The organism is Bacteroides salyersiae WAL 10018 = DSM 18765 = JCM 12988, assembly GCF_000381365.1.
Lineage (GTDB): Bacteria > Bacteroidota > Bacteroidia > Bacteroidales > Bacteroidaceae > Bacteroides > Bacteroides salyersiae.
Genome location: NZ_KB905466.1, coordinates 2,077,396 through 2,096,307 on the forward strand (window position 1 = coordinate 2,077,396; position 18,912 = coordinate 2,096,307).

The 18,912-nt window shown below is 41.4% G+C and carries 7 protein-coding genes; 2 read left to right on the forward strand and 5 right to left on the reverse strand.

The window, feature by feature from the left end; translation table 11 throughout:
- Positions 1-3: 3 nt before the first annotated feature.
- From HMPREF1532_RS07840 to HMPREF1532_RS07860, 5 genes are all read right to left on the reverse strand, one after another.
- Complete coding sequence (locus HMPREF1532_RS07840; protein WP_005927334.1) at positions 4-1,569, reverse strand: O-antigen ligase family protein; 1,566 nt, start codon at positions 1,567-1,569, stop codon at positions 4-6.
- A 101-nt stretch (positions 1,570-1,670) separates the two neighbouring features.
- Complete coding sequence (locus tag HMPREF1532_RS07845; RefSeq protein ID WP_005927336.1) at positions 1,671-4,598, reverse strand: DUF4982 domain-containing protein; 2,928 nt, start codon at positions 4,596-4,598, stop codon at positions 1,671-1,673.
- Positions 4,599-4,617: 19 nt separating this feature from the next.
- Positions 4,618-6,594 carry a T9SS type A sorting domain-containing protein gene (locus tag HMPREF1532_RS07850; RefSeq protein WP_005927339.1) on the reverse strand — a complete coding sequence of 659 codons (1,977 nt, stop codon included), beginning with the start codon at positions 6,592-6,594 and terminating at the stop codon, positions 4,618-4,620.
- 59 nt (positions 6,595-6,653) lie between these two features.
- Positions 6,654-7,664 (reverse strand): glycoside hydrolase family 43 protein, encoded by a 1,011-nt coding sequence (locus HMPREF1532_RS07855; protein ID WP_005927343.1) that lies wholly within the window; start codon positions 7,662-7,664, stop codon positions 6,654-6,656.
- Entirely contained in the window at positions 7,661-11,668 is a 4,008-nt protein-coding gene (locus HMPREF1532_RS07860; RefSeq protein ID WP_005927346.1) for a hybrid sensor histidine kinase/response regulator transcription factor, read from the reverse strand. Before HMPREF1532_RS07860 ends, HMPREF1532_RS07855 begins: the two co-directional genes overlap by 4 nt.
- A 695-nt stretch (positions 11,669-12,363) precedes the next feature.
- Between HMPREF1532_RS07860 and HMPREF1532_RS07865 the strand changes: the two genes are divergently transcribed.
- Both HMPREF1532_RS07865 and HMPREF1532_RS07870 read left to right on the forward strand, forming a co-directional pair.
- Positions 12,364-14,136 carry a T9SS type A sorting domain-containing protein gene (locus HMPREF1532_RS07865; RefSeq protein ID WP_005927348.1) on the forward strand — a complete coding sequence of 591 codons (1,773 nt, stop codon included), beginning with the start codon at positions 12,364-12,366 and terminating at the stop codon, positions 14,134-14,136.
- Positions 14,137-14,213: 77 nt separating this feature from the next.
- The gene (locus tag HMPREF1532_RS07870) at positions 14,214-18,518 is read left to right on the forward strand and encodes a glycoside hydrolase family 2 (RefSeq protein ID WP_053253370.1); all 4,305 of its coding nucleotides are present in this window, start codon (positions 14,214-14,216) and stop codon (positions 18,516-18,518) included.
- Positions 18,519-18,912 lie beyond the last annotated feature (394 nt).

Here is an 18,912-nt window from a genome sequence, read left to right on the forward strand (position 1 = left end):
GCATTATATTTTTAAGGTTAAGTAATTTTCCATTTCACTCTTTATTCGCTCAATAATAACTGATGGTATTTTCACTGGTTTAGAAATAATAATCGTAGCAAGTTCTCTTGCTTCTGTTTGCCGTCCTTGTCTATCCAACAACCAAACCAATCGATACAATGGCATAAATCGATTAGGACACATATCAGAAGCCAATCTAAAATATTCCTCCGCTTCTACCATTCGATTTATTTCCCAACAATTCTGCGCAATCAACATTTCCAAATCATAATCACTCCATAAATGACGGCATTTCATCGCAATATCAAGACTTTCCTTGTAAAACCGGGCTACATTAAGCTCAGCTGCATAATTGTATAAAAAATAGCGATCATTCCCCAGCACACGCTCTGCCGCATCATACAAAGGTTGTGCCTTTTCGAAAAGCCCACACGAAGACAGGGACAATGCATGTTTCCATTTCATCTCTGCCTTTACCCGAATAACCATCGTGTTCGTTATGCACAAACTCCCCATAACACATAATATCACCAACCACTTTCCAACAACAGAAAATATCTTCCAATGAATATGCCACGTATTCCCAGCCAATATAACCAAATCCAATAAAACAACAGCCCAAGTAAATGGATATAGAAATGGGTAAGAAAATAAAGAGAAAACGGTTATTGAACAAAGACTTAATGCAGCTAAGTCCTTATAGCAACTGTTACATTTTTGATAGCAAAGTATTAAAAATACAATCATTCCCAATAATCCCAACAGCCCACCTAAACCATAATCTACGGCTATGCGAAGAAATTCATTAAATGGCTGCTGAACCGTATCAGCAAGAATAGCGTATCCGCTATCTGGATTCCGATGAAAAAATTGAGCCTGATAATCCATATAATGTGCTTCAAATCCTCCGGAGCCAAACCCGAACCAAGGTTTGATTGCTATCATATTTAAGCAACAAATCCAAATCAATAATCGGCCATCGGCCGAGTTTCTTTTCAGAAAATAAAGAAAAACAATCAGCACTACTAAAGCACCTATTACCAATACGATTTTCTGTAGTTTATTCCAGGAAACAGACTGATACCCCCAAATAGCAACCAACATAAATATACTCAATACTCCTGCCCGTGAGCCTGACAAAAAGACACCACATACAAGTAATAGGATAGTCATTACACACAGCAACTTCTTCCATCCTTTTAACCCATTCCATACAAACCACAAAAAAGGTATACCGGCACATAAAGAAGAGGCAAACCCTGCCGGATTATCAAAGCTACCGGTTATCCTAAAAGATGAAGTACATTGTAATACTCCCCAATATTGTAGGATTCCATATAATGCCTGCAAAGCACATGAAATAATAATAGCATAGATGATCCCTTGCATTTCAAAAGAAAAAGATCTTTTTCGCTGTGAGAGAATTAAATAATAGACAACTAATACAATTCCCATAGCAATAGTCATATACCATTTAGGCACTATTCCTGTGTCAACAAATTCAGAGCTATTAAAGAATAACGCTCCCAAACAAAGTAGTGAAAACAGAATCATCTCCCTAATAATCATATCTGTCTCCTTTCTTTGTTAAGAAGCGTACATTCTTTACAATCTCCATATACTAAGCCGATACTTTATCGGTACCTATGCAAAATTACATGGATTTTAAATCACAGTCTAACCTTCTTGGATTTCACAGAACCTTCTCCCGAAACCAATCCGTCTGCACTCACTTTTACTTTTATTTTTCCCGGATTAAAGGTCGTTCGTACAGCCACTCTCATCAAACCGCCCTCTGCTTGCAATTCATGATCTCCGGGAGCATGATAGGCTAAATCCTTACCCTCAGTCACATAGAAGTTATAAGACCCCTTATAGACTCCTTCCCCCTCTACTTCAAACTTCAAAAGATGATCGGCCCTGGGACACCAGCGGCCGGCTTTATCCACAATCTTAGCCGTCACAATAAAGGCATCGGAAGCATTGGCACGTAATACAAACTCTTCACCGTCGGGTTTGGCAGTCTGCTTCTCGATAGTGACCTGTATTACATAAGGTTCATCGGACGACTCTATCTTTTCGGAGCAGACAGGACGCTTATCATAATCCAGCCCGACCGCCTCAACAATACCCGGTTCCCAATAAATCTCTTTCCAGGTACAACGACGGGTTGCCTGATCCGGCTCAACGATCCCATAGGATTTCTTATTGATAAACAGTTCTACATAAGGACAATTACTCCAGGCATCCACATCCTGAATACCCGAATAGTTCCAATGGCTTTGAAGAGCAACTCCCGGCCGTTTAGAAAACGGTACCCAAAGTGCTTTCTGATAAATCCGATACTTCAACTTTGGAAAGCGATTGGCGTCCATCGCACAGGAACCCAGACTCTTCTGATTCCTCATCCCATTCAGATAAATCGTATACCCCTCGCCATACGTCTCTGCCAACATCCAATCGATCCAGCCACATGCCTGCCTGTCGAGATCATGAAGATAATCCTGTACATAAGCCTGAGAGAACTGCTTTTCATTATCGTAATCGAAGCGGGCAATACACCAGCTGGGCTGACCGTTCCAATTGGTACCATAAACTTCCGTATTCAGAGAAGGATGTCCCTGTACTTTCTCATAACGATTGGTATAGCCTATCACAATCGGCTCCTTCTCATCCCATTCCGGAGGATAACCATCACGATTCAATACCAGACGCGGTTGTATATAATCCCATTTCTTTACCTCCTCAAGCGTATAAGAAGGCAAATATTTATCACCTTCATAGGCCAGCCCATTGTTCGATTCCCAAATAACCACCGAAGGATGATTGCGGAATGCAATAATCGCATCACGGTCGTACTCCCGTTTGTAAGTCTTGGCCGGTTCGTTTTTCAAGGCCCATTCATTGTCTCCACTGTTTACAATCAGCAGAATGCCATACACATCACAAGCCTGAAAAGCTTCGGCAAACGGAGGTTGATGCCCTACGCGGAACGCATTTCCTCCACACTCGGCAATATAAGCGATGTCCTGCCAACGCAAAGCTGCCGGAACGGCGGCTCCCAAACCCGGATAAATGTTTCTGTTGCCAAATCCCCGCAAAATACATTTTTCACCGTTGACATAGCAATGATTTTCATCCCAGGTAATTTCACGTATACCGAATTTCTCACTTTTACTATCCACCTGTTTACCGTCTACATACACTTTATTCTGCACAGTGTACAAATATGGAGTGCCCGAACAGCCGATAGGATACCATAAGTTCGGATTTTGAATGGTTTCCGTCCGATCAAACAGATGAGTAGCGCCGGGTGCCACATTTCGCTGTTCGGTAAATGATAGCACCGTACGTCCCCGTTCATCTTGTAAATAAGTACGCAGTTCGACTGCCTGTGTATGCTCCGAAGAGTTTTCAACATTCGTCTGAAACCTTACGACGGCCTCCTGCGGCGTAGCAGATACCGTTCCGAAATAAGTGCCCCATTTGTTTAAAGGAGAGTAACTGTTGAATGGGATATGCACTTTATCTTTCTTATGCATATAGACAGGACTCACAATACCTCCCATTGCCTGTCCGAATCCTTCATTCTCACCGAATCCCGGCCAGGCAAAGAACGTATTTTTCGCATTCGAGACTTTAATCGCAATCTGATTCTCTTCACCCCATTTTATATATTTGCTGATATTCACCACAAAAGGAAGAGAGCTGCCTACATGAGTCACCACTCCCGGTTGTTTAACCCGTGTATTCCCGGAAATAGCCTGCCCGTTCACAAAGACAATAGCTGCCAGATTCACTCCCTGGAATTCCAAAAAAATCTCCTTCTCCCGATCCTTCTCATTGAAAAAGAGTTTCTTTCTGTACCAGCCTTCTCCCCGCCAGCAACGTTCTCCCGTACTTGCATTCAGATAAGTATCATGTTCGTTGTAGCAATGCGGGATGCCGACCTCTTCCCATCGTGTATCATCAAAATCTGCTCCTGCCATTTCCTGATCCGGATGATCATTTTCAACCGGATGAATGGCCAGCTCACTGACACGCACCGGTAATTCTTCTTTTTTTTCAGAGAAGCATTTCAAACCGGAAAGCTTTATATAACGGTAAGTCACCGGAATCGGTACAGAAAGTGAAGTGCTCGTAACGGTTGCAACGTACCCTACCGTATTATTGACACTCGAGATATCGCCTTCTTTATACAATTCGCACCGCTGTCTGTCTATACCGTCTGTCAACGAATTCCATTGTTTATTATCAAGGCTTACTTCCACTTTTACAGTAGCAAAATATACCCGGTTCCCCTTGAAAGACAATTTGACTTTTCCCGTCTGTTTATTCTCATGCAGATCGATGAGCAGACTTGGTTCCGGTGCATCATTTGCTACCCATTCCGTATTCATATCACCATCATTGATCACAGGTACTGCCTGCGTACCACAGAGAATACGGGCATCTTTTGCCAAATCCATCTCCTGTCGAACGACTTTGGAAAACCTCCAGGGTGTTTCTCCCAGATTTATAGGCTTCTGCTCTTTAGCATATCCGCTCTGAATAAACAAAACAGCACAAGCAAAACATAAATATTTTCTCAATATCATACAGTAAAAATTCTTTTTATTACATCATTACTACTTTCTGTCTTTTCACAGCAGAATCGGTCTCGATCCTGACAATATAAGTGCCTTTTACCATCAGATTGACAGTACCGGTCCCGTGAATCCGACTTTGATACGTCACGCTGCCATCAATGCCGAATACAGTCATCTTCCCCATGCCAGAGATCGAATAATTCAGAGACTGCCCATTGGAAGAAATTAAAATAGCATCCTCTTCTTTGAGGGTAGTAATACCGGTGGTTCCATTCACCTTCACAGTAGCTTTTGCAAAAAGTCCACCTCTTCCTCCATTGTCAATGGCTTGTACTCCCCATTCATATTCACCGTCCGATTCTACTTTAATCTTATAAGAACATTGAGTGAGATAACCGGAAACAGAACCGACTTTAATAAAACCGGAAGTAATATCCGCCGGTACGGTCATGCAGCATTTATCACCTTCCTTCTTCTTCAAATAAACATTATACCGTAAAGCTTTCTGAGGAGTAACATCATCGGCAGCCTCTTCCCATGCCAAAGAAAGAATATCGGAACCTTCGATCAACTTTGCCCGTAAATTTTGCGGCATCCCCGGCGCTTCGTTCTTGCCGGCAACAGAAGTATTTTTCCAAAGTTGTGTATCACAACCGGAAGAACAGGCTCCATTGGACCATCCGGAAATCCATGCATCCAACAGTCCGTCATTATCAATGTCGATCAGATGTTCATTGCCATGAGTGACTCTGGGGAATGCCCATCCGTAATCGTCCTGATTGTACCATGCAATCGGCTCAAAATCAAAATCACCTTTATTGACATATAGCCACGTGCTGTGCTGATGCGTATTATTATGACCACCCACCAGCATATCGGGCAGTCCGTCATGATTCACATCGCCAAAAGAGAGCTGTCCGCCATCTATCGGCAGCAGATTTTCATTTTCTATTTTCTCAAAATTACGCTCTCCCTTGTTTTTATAGATATAGAATTGCTTTTGATTATTATTGAAATAGACTCCCGTCATAATGATATCTGCCAGACCATCGTTATTCAGATCATATACATCACATGAAGAGTTACAAGTAGTGTCAAACTTAAAATCCGATTCCTTAAATGTACCGTTCTGCTGATTCCAGTAAACGTGTACTTCCGACTCTCTTGAATAACCATATCCGGTAGACACGATATCCAGCCAGCCATCATTATCCAAATCGACAAAGCAGACACTGCCATCGGTCAAACCATGGAAAGGCTTTGTTCCCTCCAAAGGAGTTTTCTGCAGTTCGAAATACTCTCCTTTTATATTCTTAAACAGATATACCGCTCTGACCGCATCTTCATAATCTTCCCGGTTCACCCTCGTATGTTCATCAAAGCCCGTTACAAGCAAGTCCGTATAGCCATCGTTATCATAATCACCCGCAACCGCCCAATTGTGTCCTTTTCCTCCGGTCTTTCCATTAAACACCGGCATCAAACCAGATTCCGCCACCGGCATTTCCTTAAACTTGCAAGTACCATTATCCTGTACTCCCTGATTAATATACAAACGTGCCTGGATATTGGATAGGCGTGTATCCAGATCATTCCACTGATAATACCAATCGCCCAGTCCCGGAAGAAAAAGATCCAAAAGACCGTCGTTATTCATATCAAACCAAACCGGGCATGAAAAAGCAACTCCTGCAAATGGGGAGGTTAATTTACGGAAAGTACCATCCCCGTTGTTCTGGTAAAAGTTGCTCTGAATTTTCGTAGCACTACCGTGATTATTCTTATCACTATAAAACAGGTCGAGTGTCCCGTTATTGTTGTAGTCCCCCCAAGCTGCATTCACATAGGTGGCATGAATAAAATTAATCGGGTCACCTCCCGTACTCGACTGTACCGGTTTATCCATATATTCAAACCTGATGTTCTCAATATCTCCCGGAACCTGTGCGTGCAGCAACAAACTAAAGCAAAAACTGCTGCATGCAATAAAAAATAGTTTCTTCATAATATATTATTTAAGAGAAGGTTTTACACTGTCTATTATAGATTTTTCAAAGGTTTCTATTACAAGTCGTTTAAAGACCATTCGTCTTTCCATTCTATCGTAATACTGTCTGCCGAATGAAATTGAACAGGTAACCAAATATATCTGGAATTGATTAAATCCAGTTTATTCCATTTGTCGAACATGGCAATGTATTTATCATTTTCGGGATCTACTGTTATGACATGCGTACTTTGTCCGCCAAACGTCCTGTCGGCATTCTCACCCACACAAGGGTTCCCCATTGCCGTCCACTCTCCCAACATAGAATCTGCTATGGCATATTCCGCTTCATTAGGATCCCAGCCGCTACATCCGGACGTGATCATATAATATTTATCCTGCCTTTTAAAGACAGCCGGTGCTTCTCTGAACTTTCCGGGGAAAACCGCCTTATAAGTTTCAGTATGTTCCAGATAATCATCCGAAAGTAAATGAATATATAAAGTAGAATTACCTTTGGTAGAGTAAACATGATAAGCCTTCCCGTCCCCGTCTTTGAACAGTGTCATATCCCGGCTTTCTTCTCCATACGGACGAAGAGAGTGTAAATACTTGAAACCACCGGTCGGACTATCCGATACGGCAACACCGGTAGCTGCTTTCGAATAATTATAACTATCAATGTGCATCCACATCACAAACTTACCAGTCTTCTCATTATAAATCACTTTAGGTCGTTCTATCACCATAGAAGGATGAATATCCGATTCCGGATTGGCCATATCCGGCTTTAACGCTACCCCCTCGAACTTCCAGGAATGCAGGTCTTTGGATGAATAGCAGGCTACCCCGCCGGCCTCTGTCCGGTAACAATCCCATTCTACACCGGGTGCATGATAGGTAGAATCATTTTTATATTCGCCATACCAATAATACGTCCCGTTATGATACAGAACTCCTCCTCCATGCGCATTAATCATGTTCTGTTCCGTATCCGTCCAGACCTCACCGGGATAAATCATTTTTGGGCCACATGAATAAAGTCCGATTGCAACTATGCTCAACAGTAAAAAATTAAATGTTTTCATTTTGTCAAATTTATATTATAATCATTTGTGTTTGTCATCCTTTGTTGTTTCTCAAATTCCTTCGGTGTCATACCAAACTGTTTTTGAAACAATTTGATAAAATAAGAGGGAGAGTTTATTCCGACGATATAGCACACCTCTCCTGTGCGATAATGCCCTTCGGCTATCAGCTCGGAAGCCTTTTTCAATCGTATCAAACGGATAAAGTCCGTAGGCGATGTTCCGGAGAGTGCCTTAATCTTACGATGCAGGCTCGACCGACTCATGTTGATAATCTCCGACAAGCGTTCCACACCGAAATTAGAATCGGTGATATTCTCTTCAATGATACCTATAATTTTATTTATCAGCTCTTCATCCGCTTTGCACAGTCCTATCGACTGCGAAGTGACATAAGGTTTCTTGATAAACGCTTCTTTCTCCCTCTTTCTGTTTTCAAGAAGCGAATTCAGTTGTGTCGTCAGATACTTAAACGAGAAAGGTTTCTCGATATACGCATCAGCCCCGGTTTCAAGTCCTCTGATCTTACTGTTCAAGTCATTCTTAGCCGTTAGCAACACTACGGGTATATGGCAATACTCAATGTCCGTCTTTATTTTCCTACAGAGTTCAAAACCGTCCATGATAGGCATCATGATATCCGTAACGACGATATCGACATTCACCCTTTGGATAATATCAAATGCTTCGGCACCGTTAGTGGCTTTTTCCACAGAGAAGTTCAAACTCAGCTTTTCGGTCATAAACGATAGCAGTTCAAGATTATCTTCTACCACCAAAATCGTTTCCTGTTTCGATTGCTGCTCTACAAAATCGTCATTATAAATATCGATGTTGGTTTCTTGCCGGGATATATCGCCCTTTGGAATGGCTAATGTAAAAATATTCAGCCCATCGTTACTTTTATAGAGCAACACACCATGATGCAATTCGGCAAGTGACCGTGCCAATGACAGTCCGATGCCGGAACTTGCATTTATATTTGCATTCTTTTTCAATTGATAGAAAGGATCGAATATTTTATCGGCCATTTCGGGAGGTACTATCTCACCGTCGTTCTTTATAATCAGATAGAATTGCATATCGTCCTCTTCAAGTTCCACATCGATTGTATGTTCGGAGTAACGAATCGCATTTGAAAACAGATTGTTCAGAATTTTAATAAAAGATCCTCGGTCGATCAATGCATGGACAGGCAGCTCCGGCATATGAAGTTCTATTTTCTTATTTATAGACAATGCCATCGGAAGAAACTCCTGATATACCTCATCCACAATAGCCGATATATTCCCAACGACAAAATTCATTGTCACCTTATTGGCATCCACCTTTCTGAAATCCAGGATCTGATTAATCAAAGTAAGCAGTTCCGATATGTTCCTCTGCATGAGTTGGACATTCTTCTTTATCTCATGATCTTTAATATCCATCTCGGCCAAAGACTCGAGAGGACCGTTGATCAACGTCAGCGGCGTTCGTATCTCATGGGCTATGTTAGTAAAGAAATCGATTTTGGAGCTATACAGTTCTTTCTCCTTTTCACTCTCAAACATCCGTTGCTTTTCCAATGTCTTCTTCTTACTCACATACAAGTAATATCTGGTTGTTAACCAAACACATACAATCAGAAGGATCGCATAGCAAATGTTGGCAGTCCAGGTCTTCCACCAAGGAGGAAGGATGATAATCTCGACAGAAGCCCCCTCCTGATTCCATACTTTGTCATTATTACTTGCTTTCACAACAAACCGGTATTTTCCGGGAGCAAGATTGGCATAAGTCACACTTTGATTATCTCTTGTAAAGATCCAGTCTTTATCAAGATTTTCCATCTTATAAGCATATTGATTGGCCGCCGGGCAGGCATAGCTTAACGCAACAAATCCCAGTTCTATACTATTCTGATCGTGTTGTAGGGTTATCTGTTTAGCCTGCAGATAGCCGCTATTCGTCCCCTTATCATATAATTCACCGGATGCGTCATCGTTTTTATGCTTTATATAAGTAATATACACAGGAGGGATAAAGCTATTCTGCTCCAGTCTCTCAGGAAAGAAAGAGATCAGCCCTTCCAAAGTTCCAAAAAACAATTCACCCGTACTGCTTGCCAATGCAGATTTATAATTGAACTGGTTGCTGGGCAGACCATTATCCGTCGAATAGGTCTCAATGGTAAAATTCTGCGGATCAAACTGTACCAGCCCGCTATTAGTACCAAACCATAAATAGCCGTTTTTATCCTCAACAATCTTGTATGCAGTATCATCGGGTAACCCCTCTGCCAGTGATACGGTACGGAAATTATTCTCCTTACTGTCGTATTTACAGATACCGCCCCGGTCCGTTGCAAACCAGATATCGCCATTGCTCGTTTCCGTAATACTGCTGACGGAGTTAGAACTTATCGAATGTTTATCATTGATCTGGTTCGTGTAATGCTCTATCTGCTGAGTTTTCTGATTATACTTGAACACACCGTTTCCCATCGTCGCTATCCAGATATTGTCGTTAGCATCCTCCATAATATCATATGTATAGCACAGCCCAAATTCGGGCATATTGACAAATTCCATCGTTTCCTTATTACCCTTATAAATCCCCCAGGCATTCCCTAACCAGACGTTGCCGAATTTATCTTCCCCCAAAGCATATAAACTGAATTCATTCAAGTCTAACTGTTTTCCGGAATAATGCCGGGTGTTATAGCTACCGGCAGAAACGATATCCAATCCTTTCTTAAACAATCCTACCCAGATATCTCCGTTAAGGTTGAGCAGACTCAGCGTCTGTTCCGAAGTCAAGTCTCTACCTATATCTCTTCCCAACTTTTTAAATGTCTGCTTTTCGGGCGAGAAAATATTCACTCCCGCATCTTCGGTACTTATCCATATATTTTGATTATTATCTTCAATGATCTCTCTTATCCGTTTACTGCTGATCGTTTCTTCACGACTCAACGGTATATACCGGGTGAATTTCAGTACAGAACTGGAGAGATAATTAATACCTCCGGCATTGGTTCCTACCCAGATTCCCCCTTCCCGATCTTGATAAATCTCCCCGACCTGATTGTCCGAAAGCGAATAACTACACATAGGATCGTTGTATATTCTGAAAACCTCTCCTTTTTCTTCATCGATAATGTAGATACCATATTGCGTACCGACCCATAATTTGTTATTCAACTTCGCTATACAACGGATAATCTTATAATGCACATCCGGTGCATTTACATCGGTTACCGCATTCTTCCTCTTATTTATTCTACGCAGTTTACCTTCATGTATACCCAAAATAAGATGCTCGCCATCGTCAGACATCGTATAAATATTCTCTCCCGCCAGTGTATTGCCATTCGTATCACCAAGGTATTGAGTAAATTCATCCGTCTGTTTATCATATAGATATACTCCTTTCCCATTTGTCCCAATCCAAACCCGGTTACTTTGATCTATGCACATACTCTGCGGATTCCCATGATCGGGAACCGTTTTCTTTCCAAATGCATAAAACTTCAGCTCTTTACTATCCTGAATATAGCGGAATAATCCCTGATTAGGAACAACAATCCATATATTGCCATCCCGGTCCTCCCCGATATCCGAGATCCAATCGGTCATGGTAATCCCTTCCGCCGTCTGTGTATTCATATAAGTAAAAATTTCGGTTTGAGGATCTAATATAAAGACCCCTTTATCCGTGCCGACCCAGAGATGTTTCTCCCTGTCTTCAAAAAGAGAGGATATGTTGTTATTCTGTTTTTGCGCTACATAATCATAGCAATCGAATATTTTGAAAGTATTCCCGTCATACCGGTTCAGCTTATTGCGGGTGCCAAACCACATAAAGCCATTGCTATCCTGAATGATCGCTTTCACATTGGATTGCGACAATCCCTTATCTCTACCGATTATGTTGAAATAATAATTATTCAACCCATATCCGGATATGTTGAACAACAACATCAAGAGGAAAACGGTAATAGTCAATTGGGGGTGTTTCATATTCTTTATAAACGAATTATTTGAGGGCAAATATAAATAAAAAGAAGAGAACGATTCTTTCAAAAAATAGCAAATTGGTAGTACGTATCACCATCATACAAGGCTTTCCAAAGCACTTCGTACAAATACAACATAAAATGAAACCTATGTAAAGAAATACACGAAGCCAACAAATAACCATCCATACCTTGTCAGTTTTTCCTTCCGGAACAACAAACAATAACCGATTAACGAACAGCCATTGTCATCATACACGGAAAATGATATTTCACCCACATAAATAAAACGTATTCCTTAATATATAAAAACACCCGGATGTTTTTCGTACACAAAAAGCAATTCTTAATTTCCAACGAATACAATCTCTAAAAGATTCGTTTCAATTAATAAAAGAAACGGGATAGATAGCAGATGCCTGTGACCAACTTATTATTTTTTGAATGATTCGTTCTATATAAAAATGGATAGAACGCGTAATTTTGGCATTGGTAATTCACTATATATAAACCGGTTCTTACATAAAATAAGAGTTCATTTCTCAGTTTTCAATAAATAAAGCAAGGAAGATATAACAGTTCAAAAATAGGATCAGATAATAAAGAATCAGGCATAAGTAGCACGCAGATGTTATAAAAATAATCCGGGATAGCTACAGGCCTAATCAAGAATAGATGTTTAATTTAAATTATTTTACAATGAAAAAAAACACATTACTCATCGGAGCGCTCGCTCTATTAGGAATGAATTCTGCATTTGCACAGGATTTAGTGATCGAAACAATGAAAGGGAATGAGAACATCGAATTGGTTACAGATGCTATATTCGATGTCGGTTATGGCAATATCGGCCAAACATCCACCTCAACAATTATTTGCTTGGGAGAAGTTGATTTTGGAGCTGATGGGAACGCTTATCAAGCTACCGGAGTTGAATTCGCACAAGGATGGGGAGATTTCGGAGTAGAAAGATATGTAGTCCTTCACGCCGGAAATACGTTTGAAGAATCCGTAACTTTCACAGAAATGACGGTAGACAGAACATTCGGTTATCACTGCTTTGAAACATTTGCATGGAATATGAAAGAAGGTGAAGAATTCGAACGTCCTACCGGTAAACAAAAAGTTTGGTTAACTTTCCGTGAAGGAAATGGAAATTTACGTTCTGTCATCTTCTATAAAAATACGATTGCAGAAGAGGGTATGCAACCATGGATCAATGAATCACCGGAATATACAGATAAAGCAAATATCATATATGGCGATATCTTCCGAGTAGCAGTCGATGTAGATCCGGAAAACCCAGATGATCCTTTCAAAGATTGTAAGTATAATGAAGAAACAGAATGTTGGGGAGGTGTAGTTAAGGATTTCATTGTCAAATCCGCAGAACCGATTGATTTCGGTGAAGGAGAATTCCAACAATTAGTTGCCTACATTGGTCATGATGGTGAAAGATATAAAGAATATATGGAATTCTACATTGACGAAGTAAAACCGGAAAATATGATTGCAAGAACTTGGACAGGTATCAATTTGCAAAAATGGAACGATTTTACCCCGGTTGCTACCAAACTAAAAGAAGTAAAAGGTTCTCACTATCTGTTTGTGAAATGGGGAGATGCAACCAACCTTCACAGAATCGATCTATTGAAAGAAAATCTTTGGTTTGAGAATCCGGATTGCGGTGTTGTTTATGAGGATATAGCACCGTCTGAAAATGCTGTAGTATTTGTTACCAAAGGTGCAGGTGACGAAGGTGGCGATTGGAGCCAAGGCGATATGGAATGGGAAGTTATAGTTAAAGGCGGCGATGGTGCCCGTGGTGAAGGCTCAAATATCGGTTATACATCCAATGGTGTTGTTGTGGCCTATTATGACATCGATTTCAAAGACGGTGATTACAAGAGAGTTCTTATCAATCATTCCTGTGATAAAAATTATATAGGTACCATTGAAGAAGCTAATTTCTCATTGTATATCGACTTGGATAATATAAATTGGAACAGTGGTAGTACTCCGGAAGATGTACAAAATGCACTTGCAGGACACGAACCGATCGCTGTGGTCAGAGCTCAGGGTACCGGTAAATGGGATACCAAAATGACAACTGCAGCAGCATTGAAAGAAGTGAAAGGAGAACACACCATATATGTTGTTTACAATTTACCAAGTAGTGTAGGTGCTAATATCTATGGTCTCTATTTAGATCCTGATGCCGGTACTGGAACGGGGCTCAAACCGACTGCTACAATCGAGGGCCTAAACGTATATTCCGTAAACAGTGAAATTATTGTAAATGCTACTGAACCGGTAAGTGTTGTTATCTATACAATAAGCGGCATGCCGGTTGCAAACAAAATATTACCGGCTGGCAATACTACCATCAGCAACTTGCCCGAAGGTATGTATCTATTGAAAGCGACTAATCAGAATGGCGCTGTAAGTATCAGCAAGTTAATGGTAAAATAAGAATCATTATAACTTCTAATTACATAAGGGTACCACATTTCCGGGTACCCTTATTTTTATCCCTCATCTCTAACAACATGAAAACAATGCATATACAAAGACTTTCAATCGTAGGATTTTTCTGCTTCATGGGTATCTTTCTTTCGCACGCTCAAGAATGGAAAATGAAGCAAGCCCCTATGATGACTCCATGGAGTGAAACAATAGACGTGAACAACGTGTTACCCGAATATCCGAGACCACAAATGGTAAGAAAAGAATGGCTCAACTTAAATGGCATCTGGGATTTGCGAAAAGGCATAAAAGGCGAAGCATACGATCCGGAGAATTTCACTTTTACACAAAAGATATTAGTTCCTTTCCCCATAGAATCCGCCCTCTCCGGAATCATGGAAGAGAGCGACAGCCAATGCTATTGGTATAAACGTTCAATAAGTATCCCCGAAACGATGAAAGGGAAAAATATTCTGCTTCATTTTGATGCCGTAGATTGGGAAGCCGTTGTCTATGTAAACGGTATAAAAGTAGGTAAGCATACCGGTGGATACGATCCGTTCTACTTTGACATAACCTCTGCTTTAAAAGACCAAGAAAAACAAGAGTTAGTTGTCTATACATACGATAATACCGGTGCCGAAGGACAAGCGAAAGGCAAACAGGCATTAAATAAATGGGGTTGCTGGTATACTCCGGTAAGCGGTATCTGGCAAACGGTATGGTTGGAGCCTGTCAATCCGGTTTATATAGAGGACTTAATGATACGGCCCGATGTAGACAACTCCTGTTTGAAAATGAGAGTCAATACCAATGAAACATTCGGAGTAACAGTAAATATCAGCTTGCTCGACAAAGAAGGAAATAAAATAGCAACACTGGAAAACGACAAAGTCGGAAGGTTACTGACCATTCCTATCGATAACCCTCATTTATGGTCGGTAGAAGACCCGTATTTATACGACCTCGACATAGCTATCCTAAAAGACGGAATACAGACAGACGCCGTAAGCAGCTATTGCGGAATGCGCAAAATCGAAGTAAAGAAAGTGGGTGAAACGCCCCGTATCTTCCTCAATGGAAAACAAATCTTCCAGATGGGGCCACTCGACCAGGGATGGTGGCCTGACGGCCTGTATACTGCTCCAAGTGACGAGGCACTCCTGTTTGATATAAAAGCGATGAAAGCTTTAGGATTCAATATGATACGGAAACATATCAAGATAGAACCTGCACGTTGGTATATGCATTGCGACAGGGAAGGAATATTGGTATGGCAAGATCTGCCCAGCCCCAACTTACCTTCCGGATACGAAGACTATGCAAAAAAGAACTTTGAAGATGAATCGAAAAGAATTATCACTGCTTTCAGAAACCATCCGAGTATTATCCAATGGGTGGTATTTAATGAAGGTTGGGGACAATTCGATACAGAAAGAATGACTCAAATTGTCATAAGCGAAGTAGGCCAAAGCCTTGTCTGTTGTGCCAGTGGCTGGGTAGACGCTCCCATTGGTGACATTAAAGACTCCCATAGCTACCCGAACCCCTCCTGCCCACTGGACGAAACCAGGGCCGGCGTCTGTGGCGAGTATGGCGGCATTACATTGAAAGTACAGGGACACATCTGGCCCGGAGGCGATTTCCAATACACCACCGTAGAGACCGGAAAAGACTTCACCGTCTTGTTCAACAATTTAGCCGACAAAGTAATAGACCATTATTATTACGGATTAAATGCTGCCGTATATACCCAGCTATCCGATGTGGAGATCGAAAAAAACGGAATCTACACATACGACCGGCGCGTATTGAAGCCCTATTCGGCAACCGGAGAACTAAAAACAAAAATAGAGGAATGTATCAATCTGCCACAAAGCGGAATAAAAGTAAGACCGATTCTTTCTACTGCCAAAGAGCATAAATACAAGTGGAGATATACAACCTCTTCCGATATTCCCCGCCGGTGGTTTGCCAAAGAGTTCGACGACCGTACCTGGACGGAAGGAGAAGCCGCATTTGGTAGCTCCTCCATATGGAATGGGGCAAACTTAATCTCAACTCCCTGGAATACCTCACAGATTCATATGCGCCGATGGTTCCGTCTGGGCGACGTCACTCCGGAAATGATCAATGCCATGCGCTTCCTGCTTTATCACGACGATGATATTCACATCTACATCAATGGTGTTTGGGCAGCAAGCAAAAAAGGGTCGGTTTCCAATTACATTCCGTTCGATATCTCTTACGAAGCCAAACAGACATTAAAACCAAATAGCTGGAACTTGATCGCAGTAGAAGGCCTACAAGACGGTGGCGTGCAAATTATGGATGTGGGTATATCCACTTTCTCAACAGAGGATTTTAACTATACGGAAATATACGATGACTTATCCAATCCGGACTACTCGGAAATCGCTACTCCCGGCAATCCGGTATCCCCTGTCTTTACCAAAATAACAAGACCGGTTCCTGCCGAACCCATAGCAACGTCCCTCATCAGAGGGCAGTTCTACCATACGGCAGATCGCTCCAATGTGGCATGGGGGGATTACGATAATGATGGCTGGCTGGAGATTGCCTACTCCGGAAAGAATCCGCATCTCAGAACAGCCTCCGCTCAAAAAGTATCGGCTCTGTATGACTATGACGGTACAGAATCTTTCGTCCGCCTTACCAGTCCTTTCGATGTTTGCTACTATGCCTGTCCGGTCTGGTTCGATTATAATAACGACGGATTATTAGACCTGTTTGTCCCCGGGTTAAAATCAATGGATTACGAAAATAACCTAGAAGAGATTGCTGCATTTTTATACCGCAATAAAGGGGCGGAACAAGGTGGACAGCCTATTTTCGAGGAGGTCAATACCGCCACTCCGGCAGGAAGCAAAATGGGTATCTCTCCGATTTACAGTGCAAAAGACGGTGGCCGGTCACGTCAATGGGTTTCGGTAGGCGACTATGACAAGGATGGCTATCTGGATCTGATCATTGCAGGGCTGGACGATTACGAAGACCCCGATGGAAGAACAGATGAAAAAGGAAATCTCATCGTACACCACGACCGGCGTGCACTTTATCTATACAAAAACAACAAAGGCAAGGGATTCATCCGGCAAGAAACCCCGTTAAATGGTACAGAACCGTTTTTAGGTCTTTCGAGAGGTTCCGTGCACTTTGCCGACATGGATAATGATGGTTGGCTGGATATTGTATCCTCCGGTTATGGTCCGGGCGAAGGCAACCTCCGTATCTATTGGAACAATGGAGACGGAACATTCTCCGAAAACCAACAGTATTTGTATGGTTCCAACGATTCTTCCTGCTCCTTATGTGATCTGGATGCCGATGGTTATATGGATATTGTGGTGACAGGTTTTTCCAGTAATAAAGGTTCGGGCGCCAAGTCTTTTTACATCTATCGGAATTGTGGCGGACGCAACTTTGAAATGCTGAACGACCTCTTTTGCGGTTTTGAAGGAGTAGACGGTGCAACTCCTTCCTTTGGGGATGTCAATCACGACGGTTTGCCTGATATCCTGATAGGTGGTCACGGAGAAAAGCATGAAATTACAACCTGGCTGTATATGAACCGGGGCGATTTCAGTTTCAAAGCTTGCGGAGCCTACTATGATGCAGATCAGGAATGGACTTTCGATCGCATCAGTCACGGTAACAATCATCTGATCGATTACAACAATGACGGTTATCTGGATGCATGGAACATGGGATGGGCACAAAGCAACGTCTGCTCTTTCAGTTGTGCCACTCAACTCTGGAAAAACACGTCCTCAACAGCAGGTATATTACCTAATGAGGCTCCTTCCACTCCTTATAATCTAAAAAGTTCCTACAACAAAGAAACAGGTATGGTTACCTTCTCTTGGGATGCCGCCACAGACGATGTAACTCCCTCCCGGGCATTACAATATAACATATACGTGAAAAAAGCCGGTTCCAAGGAATATTTCATGACAGTCCCTGCCGATCTCCAAACCGGATTTATCAAAACAGGCGAAATATCCGGCCAGATTATGACCACTTCCTATTCCATGTATATCGATAACGAAGATACCGAATACGAATGGGGTGTACAAGCCATTGACAACGGTAAAAGAGGAGGTCATTTCGCTTTATCTTCATTTAATCCGGCAGCCACCGGCACACAAGAAAATAAACTTTCGGAAGTATGTGTATACACAGCCAATGGCGATATTCACTATAATGTAAGTGAGAACACAATTATTGAAATCATCAATACATCCGGCATAAGTATTGTACGAGCTTCAGTTAATGGTAGTGGAGTGTACAGAGATTTAGAAAAAGGAGTCTATCTGGTATCAACCCTTATCGGAAAACTATCCCGGACGTTTAAACTCGCCCTATAATCGCCATGAAAGCATTCTAAATATATAGTAATTATGAAGCTATCCCTGCTGCATATGATTGCGGCAGGGATAGTTTCATAATTATCAAAAGAAGAACTATATATGTTTCAAAAAAATGAATTAAGAACTAAAACGGCTGATTACCATATACACAAACCACTGATTATCAAACAAGAGAACCCACTTATTTCATAAATCATAAAAGTATATACTCTTCATTATATTAAAACTATACTCTTACCGTATAAAAATATACACTTCTACTGCATAAAGGTATATTCTTTTGTATAGCAGAAATAAAACGTTAAAAGTTAGATTAACAAAATTAACACAGTATGTTTCCATATTATGTCACATCTCAAACGTATTTCAGCTAAATATTTACTAAACATCT

Coding starts and splice junctions, on each gene's coding strand:
- HMPREF1532_RS07865 (WP_005927348.1), top strand. CDS start 12,364: ATGAAAAAAAACACATTACTCATCGGAGCGCTCGCTCTATTAGGAATG.
- HMPREF1532_RS07860 (WP_005927346.1), bottom strand. CDS start 11,668: ATGAAACACCCCCAATTGACTATTACCGTTTTCCTCTTGATGTTGTTG.
- HMPREF1532_RS07855 (WP_005927343.1), bottom strand. CDS start 7,664: ATGAAAACATTTAATTTTTTACTGTTGAGCATAGTTGCAATCGGACTT.
- HMPREF1532_RS07870 (WP_053253370.1), top strand. CDS start 14,214: ATGAAAACAATGCATATACAAAGACTTTCAATCGTAGGATTTTTCTGC.
- HMPREF1532_RS07840 (WP_005927334.1), bottom strand. CDS start 1,569: ATGATTATTAGGGAGATGATTCTGTTTTCACTACTTTGTTTGGGAGCG.
- HMPREF1532_RS07850 (WP_005927339.1), bottom strand. CDS start 6,594: ATGAAGAAACTATTTTTTATTGCATGCAGCAGTTTTTGCTTTAGTTTG.
- HMPREF1532_RS07845 (WP_005927336.1), bottom strand. CDS start 4,598: ATGATATTGAGAAAATATTTATGTTTTGCTTGTGCTGTTTTGTTTATT.